At 37.9% G+C, this 11,047-nt stretch carries 9 protein-coding genes; 5 read left to right on the top strand and 4 right to left on the bottom strand.

Features of this window, described 5'->3' with window-relative positions; translation table 11 throughout:
* The first annotated feature begins 103 nt into the window (after positions 1-103).
* From CFK37_RS08160 to csaB, 4 genes are read left to right on the top strand one after another with little or no spacing between them, the layout of a single operon-like run.
* Positions 104-835 (top strand): WecB/TagA/CpsF family glycosyltransferase, encoded by a 732-nt coding sequence (locus tag CFK37_RS08160; RefSeq protein ID WP_089061400.1) that lies wholly within the window; start codon positions 104-106, stop codon positions 833-835.
* Positions 832-2,373, top strand: coding sequence for a putative polysaccharide biosynthesis protein (locus tag CFK37_RS08155; protein WP_089061399.1), 1,542 nt, complete (start codon positions 832-834; stop codon positions 2,371-2,373). The genes CFK37_RS08160 and CFK37_RS08155 overlap by 4 nt, the downstream gene beginning before the upstream one ends.
* 28 nt (positions 2,374-2,401) lie before the next feature.
* Complete coding sequence (locus CFK37_RS08150) at positions 2,402-4,318, top strand: DUF5693 family protein (protein ID WP_089061398.1); 1,917 nt, start codon at positions 2,402-2,404, stop codon at positions 4,316-4,318.
* Positions 4,318-5,436 (top strand): polysaccharide pyruvyl transferase CsaB, encoded by a 1,119-nt coding sequence (gene csaB, locus CFK37_RS08145; protein WP_089061397.1) that lies wholly within the window; start codon positions 4,318-4,320, stop codon positions 5,434-5,436. The genes CFK37_RS08150 and csaB overlap by 1 nt, the downstream gene beginning before the upstream one ends.
* 43 nt (positions 5,437-5,479) lie before the next feature.
* On the opposite strand, the gene CFK37_RS08140 is transcribed toward csaB, so the two are convergent.
* Entirely contained in the window at positions 5,480-6,640 is a 1,161-nt protein-coding gene (locus CFK37_RS08140) for an acyltransferase (protein WP_089061396.1), read from the bottom strand.
* Positions 6,641-6,652: 12 nt separating this feature from the next.
* Complete coding sequence (locus tag CFK37_RS08135) at positions 6,653-7,705, bottom strand: glycosyltransferase family 4 protein (protein ID WP_089061395.1); 1,053 nt, start codon at positions 7,703-7,705, stop codon at positions 6,653-6,655.
* Positions 7,706-7,945: 240 nt separating this feature from the next.
* Here CFK37_RS08135 and CFK37_RS19900 point away from each other — a divergent pair, with 240 nt between their 5' ends.
* Positions 7,946-8,122, top strand: coding sequence for a hypothetical protein (locus CFK37_RS19900; protein WP_157724816.1), 177 nt, complete (start codon positions 7,946-7,948; stop codon positions 8,120-8,122).
* Between the two features lie 44 nt (positions 8,123-8,166).
* Here the strand turns inward: CFK37_RS19900 and CFK37_RS08130 are convergent, their stop codons facing one another.
* Both CFK37_RS08130 and CFK37_RS08125 read right to left on the bottom strand, forming a co-directional pair.
* Entirely contained in the window at positions 8,167-9,624 is a 1,458-nt protein-coding gene (locus CFK37_RS08130) for an APC family permease (protein ID WP_089061394.1), read from the bottom strand.
* A gap of 167 nt (positions 9,625-9,791) precedes the next feature.
* Positions 9,792-10,904: an acyltransferase family protein gene (locus CFK37_RS08125; RefSeq protein ID WP_157724815.1), complete on the bottom strand. Its 1,113-nt coding sequence runs from the start codon at positions 10,902-10,904 to the stop codon at positions 9,792-9,794.
* Between the last annotated feature and the right edge of the window lie 143 nt (positions 10,905-11,047).

Below are 11,047 nucleotides of genomic sequence, written 5' to 3'. Positions count from 1 at the left end.
GAAAGTTTACAGAAAATTAACGGACCATTAATTGTTACTTCCCATTGTTTATTATATTATTGAATATATCGAACGATTAATCTTAAAGGAGTCCGAATGCTTTATGAACCAAGTAACGATTATGGGAGTTCCCTTTATACATACAGACCAAAAATCCTTCATTTCCTTATTGGATAATAGGATTCAATTACATGAAAAAACCTTTGTTGTTACGGCAAATCCTGAGGTTGTCATGATGGCCAATGAAGACATGGCTTTTATGGATCTCATTCATCAGGCAACATATATAACCGCAGATGGAATTGGCATTGTGAAGGCAGCCCAATTGCTAAACAAGCCATTGCCCGGACGGGTAACAGGGTATGACACGATGATTGGCTTATTAGGAAAAGCCAATGAAAAGCAATACAAAATCTTCCTGCTTGGTGCGAAAAAAGAAACACTACAAATGGCAGAGAATAGGATTGCCAATGATTATCCTGGAATTAAGATAGTTGGTTCCCATGACGGGTATTTTGATTGGCACAACAACGATATTGCAGAGCGAATAGCGGATGTGAAACCAGACATTACATTTGTGGCATTAGGTGTTCCAAGACAGGAAAAATGGATTTCGGAAAATCTGTCTGGATTTGACCGAGGCTTGTTCATTGGAGTTGGTGGCAGCCTTGATGCGATTGCTGGGACTGTCCCGCGCGCACCGGTTATTTGGCAGAAATTAAATTTGGAGTGGTTGTATAGAATAGCCAAACAGCCGAGCAGATGGAAACGCGCGATGGCACTCCCTCGGTTCGCTATTCAAATTATTAAACGGAAAGTAAAGGGATCTTCATGAGCAGGTCATCATTCGTCAAAAGTACTTTGATATTATCTGCCGCTACCTTACTATCCAAAGTTTTAGGAAGCGTGTTTCGCATCCCGCTTCAGAATATTGCTGGAGATGAGGTACTCGGTATATTTAGTATAGTGTACCCAGTCTATATGGTAGCTTTAATCTTATCTGTAGCAGGCATACCTATTGCCATCTCTAAGCTTATTGCTGAGGCCAGAGCAAAAAATGAATCTGAACATATTAGGCAAATATATTTCACCGCCAGCATTTTGGCTATTTTATTTGGAATTATTAGCTTTACATTAATCTACAGTTTTTCTTCATCAATTGCTACTGCGTTAGGTGGACCTAACACGCGGCTTGCTCTTATCGTGGTTGCCGCTACTTTATTAGTAGCTCCCTATATGGCAGTGTATCGGGGTTTTTTTCAAGGATTTGAAGACATGCGGCCAACAGCGGTTTCGCAAGTTATTGAGCAATTTATCAGGGTCGGACTGATACTTTTCGTTGCCTATTATTTAGTAAATCAAGGCTACTCTGATGACATTATAGCTGGCGGCGTTATGGCAGGATCTATTATCGGAGCACTGTTCTCACTTCTTTATTTACGAATTACCTATGTTCGATCTCCTTTCAAACTATCTTCAGGTGGAACTTATTCCTATCGGACATTTTCCATCTGGAGTATAAATATATTAAAAGTCTCCATTCCCATTGCCATTGGTACAATTACAATGGCATTGCTGAACTTTGTTGATTCCATCACGATCCCCTATAGCCTTGAATCAGCCGGAATCAAAACAAGTGATATCACCTATTTATATGGAATATATGGACGCGGGCTTTCGTTAGTACAAATTGCAACAGTACTTGCTACCTCCATCGTCCTTCCGTTAATTCCATTGATTACAACGAAATTAACAGCGAAGGAACACGATGAAACTCGCGCCATCATTGAAAAGACGCACAGAATAACGCATCTGACCTCCTGGCCGGCCGCGCTTGGACTTTTAGCTTTAACGTTACCATTAAATTTAGCCTTATTTACGAATACAGCGGGTAGCTCAACACTTGCAATTTTAGGCTTAAGTTCTGTGTTTACATCTTTAGTTGTATTAGGGACAGGGATATTACAGGGAATGAATCTGGCTAAACAAGCAGCAATGGTTATTGTAGTTGGGGTTGTGTTAAAAACTATTGCGAATATCTACCTCATTGATTTATTCGGATTGATGGGAGCAGCACTATCGACCTTAGTAGTTTACATTATCTTGTTCGTTATCAATTCCTATTATATTTCTAAACAGCTGACTTCTAAAATTGTAACGATCGAAACAGGCAAGATTGTTTTTTCATCATTAACCATGGCAGCGATTATCGGAATACCTACTCTGTTTATCAACTTTACGGATTGGTCAAGGCTTCAGGCATTGGCTTACGCGGTTATCGCCATACTTTTCGGAACTGGATTCTATTTTATCCAGTTATATTTGATGAGAGTAATAAACAAACATACAATTAGAGGAATTCGCTCCAAGTAAGTAATTGACACAGAAAGGATTGATAGACTTGATTAAGCGCAGTTGGCTTTGGGTTATGACAATCGTTCTATTGCTTATTTCGGTACCTGGTTTATATGACAGATGGAAAACCGAATTTGAAAATAATACATATGAGCTATCCACCCCCTATCAGGAAATCTATAATTTAACAATAGATAGCCCTATTTCGATGAATAAAGCACTTTCTTCATTAAAGCAAGCTGGCTTAAATACGGTAAGTTTATCCCCTGTCACCTTGGATCAGTGGGACAAACAAGATATCGTAGAAATTTACGGTCAGGAAGAATTGGAGAAAATGTTGAAATTCAGCAATATTAAAGATGATGATTATCAACAGAAACAAGATGGGTTTTACATTACCGTACCGAAAAATTCTACTTACATAAAGCAAATTAAAAAAAGCTTCGATCCGATAGAAGTAACGATAAATAATCAGTCTTTATATTTTATTCCGGATGAAGATGGCACTTTACGTCATGCCAATATGGGATACAACAAAGAAGCTATTAAACTAGTAAAGAAACATGATCTCAACTACATTTTGCGAGTGGAAAATGTGAATGAAACAAAAGACGGCGTTGTTACAAATAGTGCTAGGAACGAGCATACAATGGAACAATTAATCAATCTGAAAAGTGAAGATGCACCGAACATATTGTTTTCAGGGCAGGAAGTAATTGGCTATCCTGACCTTCAAAATGCCAAGACCTGGGCGAATCAACTTAACGAAGTTGGCTATCAGTTTTATAGCATTGAATTCGCTAACCAAATGGGCTTGCCATCAATTGCAAAAGAAACAAATTACGATTTCATCCGGCTCCACAGTATGCGCCTTGGGACCGAATCTGCCGAGGAAAGTGTTGACAGAGCTGTGCGTGCTATAAAAGAACGGAATATCAGGTCCATCTTTTTTCACTTTCCAAACGAAGAACCTGTTGAAAGTTTGGCAGCGGCTACGGGCTTTTTGGATGCAGTAACCGAAAATATGCCTGGGTCTTTCAACGCTGGATCTCCAGAACCTTTCAGGGAAGTTTATACGCCCCTTTGGATAAAGGCAGCTGTTTTGTTAGCGGGTATCTTGTTCACTTATCTGGCTGCGAGCATTATCGAAAATAAAAAAATAAGGTTGGCAGCACCAATATTTATGTTTTTATTGGCACTAGCTTCCTTTGCTATACATAATCTAATTGTAATAAAGGCTTTTGCCTTGATTATCGCTATCATCACACCGATTTATGCTGTGATTTCATCCAGTGACGGAACCACCACTATTCGAAATATTACGTTCCGGTATTTAAGAGCTATCGGAATAAGCTTTGCCGGGATTGCAATCGTAACAGGACTATTGAATGGCAACGCATTTATTACTGGATTCGAATTATTCAGGGGCGTAAAGCTCGTGTATGTCATCCCTATTCTGTTCCTGGCTCTTTATATTTTGTTCAGTAAAAGATTTGGTTTCATGAATGCTAAGGAAGTTATTACCGTCTTGAGATCACCAGTGAAGTATTGGCATATCATCAGTCTTATGATTATTGGATTTGTCATCTTTTATTACATTAGCCGTACAGGTAATGCCGGTTCGGTCAGTGAAATTGAATTACTGATCCGGCATAAATTAGAGGAGTATTTATACGTAAGGCCCAGAACCAAGGAGTTTTTAATCGGTTTCCCGCTATATATTTTAGCTTTGTACACCATGGGGGTTAATAAAAAGTGGGGTAAATTCCTGCTTATCCTCGGTGTGATTGGGTTTTTATCAATTATGAATACCTTCACCCACTTCCATATTCCGTTACATATTTCGTTGTTACGGACTGCCTATAGCATTGTAATAGGTTATATCCTTGGTATCTTTCTGATTTATCTAGTTAAAATCTGTTTTCGTTACATTACCAAAACAATTCATGCGAGGTGGTCCTGATGCACATCGTGTTGTCCGGTTATTATGGCTTTGATAATGTAGGAGATGAAGCTATTCTGTATTCTATTATTCAAGCCATGAGAAAAGTTGAACGAAGCGTTGACATTACCGTGCTTTCACACAACCCTGGATCAACCATGGAAACATACCATGTCAATGCCGTTAGTCGATGGAATTTTAAAGAAATCAGCCGTGTTATGAAAAAAGCAGACGGCCTGGTTAGTGGTGGTGGCAGCCTGTTACAGGATCAAACCGGGATTAAGTCAATACCATATTACACCGGAATAATAAAAATTGCCCAGTGGTACCAAAAACCTGTTTTCATTTATGCGCAGGGCATGGGACCGATTAGAAGCAGATTAAACAAATGGATTGTAAAAAGGACACTTAATAACGTTGACCAAATTACCGTAAGAGATAGTAATTCGAAAAACCTGTTAACGGATATTGGTATAAATAAGTCCACCAGTATTGTACCAGATCCAGTAATCGGCCTCGATAGCAGTAAATTTACCAACAGCTGGGTCGAACAACAGCAAATTAGTAACCCTATAATCGCGGTTAGTGTACGGAACTGGCCAACCGCTATACCGTATAAGGAAAAAATGGCAAGTTGTCTAGATCAACTAGTCTGTGACGGCTACGAAATTGTCTTTGTTCCAATGCATGGCAAATACGATGAACGGGCATCGAAGGAAACTGCTGAATTGATGACAGAGAAAAGCTGGATAGCTCCACACGATTCAAGCATAGAGGAAAAGATTTCGATTATCGGGCAATCACGTGTATTAATTGGCATGAGATTGCACTCGCTTATCTTTTCATCGATTACCTGTACGCCTTTCGTTGCCATATCCTACGATCCGAAAATTGATGCCTTTGCATCCATATGTGAACAAACTGTTGCGGGGCATGTTAAAAAAGATGACTGGGATGACATAATGCTTCTTTACCACGTTAACCAAGCACTGGCAACTGGCGGGGAACAGCAGCGTATATTTGAAGCTAAGGTAAAGAAAAACCAACTAGCAGCACTGGATACACCGAGGTTAGCCCTTCAACTATTCTCAACCGGGGTCCCCCATGTCAGTGGCGATATTGGTGTTAGGGTTAAATAAGCTACAAAAAAACGACCGCTGCTGTGGTCGTTTTTTTTTACCTCTACCTTCTAACGGAAAGCTTCTGTTGTTCCGGCAACTTCCCAAATATAACCCAGTAATGTGGTATATAACGGAAGGTAAACCTAACAACTATGCAGCTAAGCAAGCCAATAAAAATAAACGTCAGCAATTGCCAGCTATGATACAGTAATGGACTGCCTGTTGAGAGAAATCCTCTAAACATCATTAAGAACAATGGATGAATAAGATAGATGCCAAAGGATGTCGCCCCGATCTCCATGAACAATGCCTTTGTATGACTGCTAAATCTTTTGTTTGCAGCATGTGCCAGATAAAACAACACCAGCCCAGCTAACAAAGCATTATTTGCCCAGGTAAATTCGTAGAGATAACTGGTAACTATATGAGGAAGCAGAACCGCTACTTCGTCATATGCCTTTACTCGCACCAGGTACATAAACCCTGTATATCCTATAACCATTGCTCCATAGCCAATAAGTATCGGCACCATTATCCTGTCCTTATAGGAGCGATTCCTCATCTTCTCCCTAATTTCAAAATAATAGATACCTAGATACGCCCCAACAAAATAAAAGGATAAGTAAGATAATGAAATGGATCCTTTCAATGTAATATGAAAGTAATTTTTATTTAGAATAACCCATATCCACTGCATTAGGATTCCTATCCATATCGCATTTTTCCTAAGAAACGGTAATTTTTTAAACGTAATTAACAGCAGCGGAAAGAGTATGTATAACTGTACACTAATGAAAACAAAATACAAATGTGGGTGTGCTTTCCCTAAGGCTAATAGTGTTAAGAATTTATTCAAAGCAAATGATAGACTCGGATAATCATAATAAATGTACCATTTGATTACAAAATAAATACTAGAGAAAATAATATATGGAACCAGAATAAACTTCAGCCGTTTTATGTAAAACTTCTTCATTAACATCCAGTTAGTTACCCTGGGATAGTAATTGTAAAATAATACAAAACTGCTCAACATAATGAACGTTGGTGTCCCAAGCTTCCCAGCAATATTCAGGAAATTGTACACCGGAAAAAGCAATGAGTCCCTCGGTATAGTTGTAACCCCACTTGAGGTAGCGTGTACTACTAACACAGCAATGATTGCGAATGCCCTGGCGAGTTGAATTTCATCTAGGCTTACTCTTCTATGATTATTTCTCATATTATCACCAGTTTACTTTTTAAGTTTCGTTCCTTGCATAAAACGCAAGACCGGGCGATAATTTTCTCCAATTAATCCAGTAACCTCGACTATCAGTTCGATCGTAATCAGCAGACCTACAATCACAAGTGTGGAGCCCCATAAGGTTGCCCGCGTAAAGATAATCGCGGCAATACTGAAGTAACCGCTCATCGCATAGATTAAAATCACTGTTTGCCGATGGCTATATCCCAAATTGATTAAACAGTGATGCAGGTGGAATTTATCAGCGGTTGCCAGTGGTTGCCGCTTTAACATCCGACGAACAATCGCAAAGGTGGTATCTAGTAACGGCACCCCAAGAATAATAATGGGTACAATCAGTGAGAATATCGTAACATTTTTAAATAGCCCTACGACAGCCAGCACACTAATCATGTACCCTAAAAATAACGCACCTGTATCACCCATAAAAATCTTTGCTGGATGAAAATTATAAAAGAGAAAACCAAGCGTACTGCCTAGTACAATTAAACCTACAATGGCAACAAAGGTACTTCCCATCGAAATAGCCATCCCGGAGATGGTTAATAACGCAATCGAAGAAACCCCAGCGGCAAGACCATCCAACCCATCTATCAAATTAATCGCATTTGTAACTCCTACAATCCAAATAATCGTTAACGGAATCGAAACAAGATAATCAAATTCTATTTTTTCGCCAAAGGGAATCGTAATAAATTCTATTTGAATACCACCAGCAACCGAAACAATGGCAGCTAATACCTGACCCGAGAGCTTAACCTTAGCGGGTAATTCCAGCAAGTCGTCCAACACACCTACTGCTGTTATAATGATGGCACCTGATATGATTGGCCAGGCGGTTGTAGGCTCAGGCATAAAAAGCACTATTCCTAACAAAGAGCTTAAAATAATCGCTAGTCCACCCAACCTTGGCATTACGTTTTTATGTATCTTTCTTGCATTTGGCTGGTCGACTGCACCAACCCTTATTGCAAGTTTTTTTACAAAAGGTGTCATTATTAGCGAGACAATAAAACAAACTACTAGGGCAAAATATTCCATTGCAATCCTCCTACTTGAGCTAGATTAAATGCAGCATTATGAAGTATTCAACCCAATTATAAGTAATTAAAAAAATTATTCAATACATGTTTTGTTAAGATTCTGTAAATTTAATGTAAACATTAATCCAGATCGATTGGAAGCTTGATTTGTCGGTAAACATAAAAATATGATACCTTTAAAATAGGTTTTTCGACGTATTTATAGAATTTTACCACCAACTATACGGGAGGATATAGCATGAACAAAGTGAAATATACGATTATGGGGATCGCCTTATTTGTTTATACACTGGCTGTCATAGGGGTTACAACAATGATTGTTCATCCAAATCCAGCAGAAGTTGATCAAGACACCACTTTAACCGAACAGGATATCGATAATATGTGTGATGAACGAGAAAGTGTTGGTTTTTAAGCACAGAAAATCCTCCGCCCTCATTGGGAGAGCGAAGGATTTTTTTATTCCTCTTCTACTTCAATCTTCTTGTTTCCTAAGATTAAATAGTTTAGTTCTTCTTTCGGAATTTTATTGAATTCGGTTCGTTTAACAAGATAGAACACTGCACCTAGAACAATCCATGCCAGCAAGGCTATTCTTGACTCTATACCTAAGAATGCTGGTGATCCGGGTATTAATAACAAACCAATAAAGGTTATACTTGCCAGCATTCCAATAATCGAAATAAACTTCTTCCCTGGCGCAATAACATGTTTAGCTGAATTAAAATCACTGCTCATTGACCATTTGAAGATGCTGAATGCTGTAAAACATGTATAGAAATAGGCTATCGAAACACCGATTGATGACATATCCACCACCCATAATAATGCCTCGCGACCAAACCATGGTGCGAACATGGCGAGGACTGCGGTGAAAATGATTCCAACATATGGCGTTTTATACTTTGGGTGTACCTTTGAAAATACTTCAGGTAAAATCTTAGCACGTGACATTGCGAATAATAGGCGACTGGCGGATATGATGAATCCGTTTAGACCTGTGAAAATACCCATACTTAACGCGACTGCTAATATGACCAATCCAAAGGCTCCTAGAACATCCTTGACCGCTGCCGCAGTGCCCCAAATGTTTCCTGCCTCTGCCATTGCTTGCCAAGGGCTGGCCATTGCCGTTGCAATAATCATGAAACTATATAGTATTCCCGAAAATAATATCGCCAAAATAATCAGTGAGAATGCCTTTTTAGATGAAAAATTAAATTCCTCTGCAGCCTGAGGAACGTTGTCAAACCCAACATATGCCCAGGGTGCAATTGCTACAATTGATATAATTGCTGCAAATGTTGTTGTATCTGTTGGAAAATAGGGCTTTATATCTGATAATGATGTGCCAGGGCTTCCACCTATTAATATTGTTATTAATGCTACTCCTGCAAGCATAATAACACAGAAAATAAATTGCATACGCCCTGTTAATCCAGTACCGCGAACATTTAAATATCCGAATATGATAAGTACCAGGGATGCAATAAGTACTTCCATCCCATAAACATCCCAACCAGCAATTTGATAAAGATGAAGGTTTTCTATAACCTTAGGGAAAATAAACTTAAACATTAATGCAAATGCTGATGCGTTTAAAGCAACAATACATATGTATCCAAGTGTTAAGAACCAGCCGCAAATAAATGCATGTGTTCTTCCTAAACTAACAAATGCGTAGGCAAACTCCCCTCCAGATACCGGGAAACTTTTTATTAAAAAACCATAGCTAACTGCGATTAACATCATTAGCGCTGCACCGATTAAGAAACCGATGATGACTCCAAGTGGTCCGCCACCGCTCATCCAGACTGTTGGTTGTACAAATGCACCCCAACCAATTGAGGATCCCAGGGCAATTGCCCATACCCAGTGTGGCTTTAATGACTTTTTGAGTTGCGTTCGCTCTTCCATGCTTCGTCTCCTTTATGAAACCTCTTTTTATGCTATCCCTCTTTTATATCAAAATTTGATTGGAATCGCAATTTATCTATTTATTGATATATAAGAGTTTTTCCCTTCATGTTAACGAAAAATTCATGTATGCAGTATACACACATGAATTTTGTTGGAAAATGGGTTTATTTGGTTGAATATAATGATTTGAAACCATATATGTTGAATTTTGCTTTGAACTTTTGTATTCCTGCATAAAAGAAATAAGCAATGAAAAAGACTGCTGGAGTAAATAAGATTTTCCAGGTAACTGTATCCTGAATTGCGGTAAGTCCAAATCTATCCATTAGAATGCGTATAAAAAACATAATAAATACATGGGACACATATATTCCTACAGCATTTGCCCCTATCTTTGATATAAATGTATTTCTACCTATATTAGGATGCTTAATGATTGCAAGAAACAAAATAATGATTAGTGGAATCGTTGTAATAAAATAGTTTTGTGCATTACCACTAAATATCTTCATGGTAACAAATGCCTCTAACACTTGTACGAAAGATAATATGATAAGCAATATTAGGTACTCAATATTTACAATTTTATACGCAAATACTTTGACCTGATCATAGTATTTGGCAAACAATGCACCCATCGTTATATAGAATAAAGCAAAAAATATAGCATCACATGTGTTTAACGTCACTTCATGAAAAGCTGAATAGGATTGACCGAACAAACCATATATATGAAGTCCAAGGCTTACGATAAACAATACTTTTAGTAGTCTCATCTTCATAAAAATAAATACAATGATGATCGCCCAGATCAGCGCCGGTAAAAACCATAAATGGTATTGCGGTGAATCGGATCCGTAATAAAAAATATCCATAAAGTTATAACTGTTAATGTAATCAACAAACATGGATGATAGTGCTTCTGTTGTCTTTTCCGTCTCAATGAAATTTGTTATCAATTCAAATAAAAAGTAAAAAATAAACCAGGAAAAATAAAGCTTTATTAGTTTAACGGTATATTTCTTAAAATACTTTATCTGCTTTTTCAATACAGATTCATTGCTATCTTGAATACTAATCATTTTCTGCATAAATAAATAGCCAGATGTTATAAAGAAAAATGGCACCGCAAAACGGGCAAAGGAATCAATAAAAAAATCTATATCATCACCGTTCATACTGCCAACTTGTACTCCACTCACTGTTCCTGTATGAATAGCCGCTACAAAAAATATTGCAAAAAATTTTACGAAATCAATACTATAATTACGTTCCACGTTTTTTAAACACCCCGATGAAATACATTTCTGCTTGTTGTTTTGAATAGTTTGTTTTAGAAAATCTCTAGTACATTTAATTATAAAATTCGTTTAGACTATACATTTTATTGGGGCTTGGGTTTTATAGTCCTAATAAAAGA

Origin of the sequence: Virgibacillus phasianinus (assembly GCF_002216775.1) — a bacterium.
Taxonomy (GTDB): Bacteria; Bacillota; Bacilli; order Bacillales; family Amphibacillaceae; genus Virgibacillus_F; species Virgibacillus_F phasianinus.
This window is presented reverse-complemented; position numbering and strand designations above follow the sequence as displayed.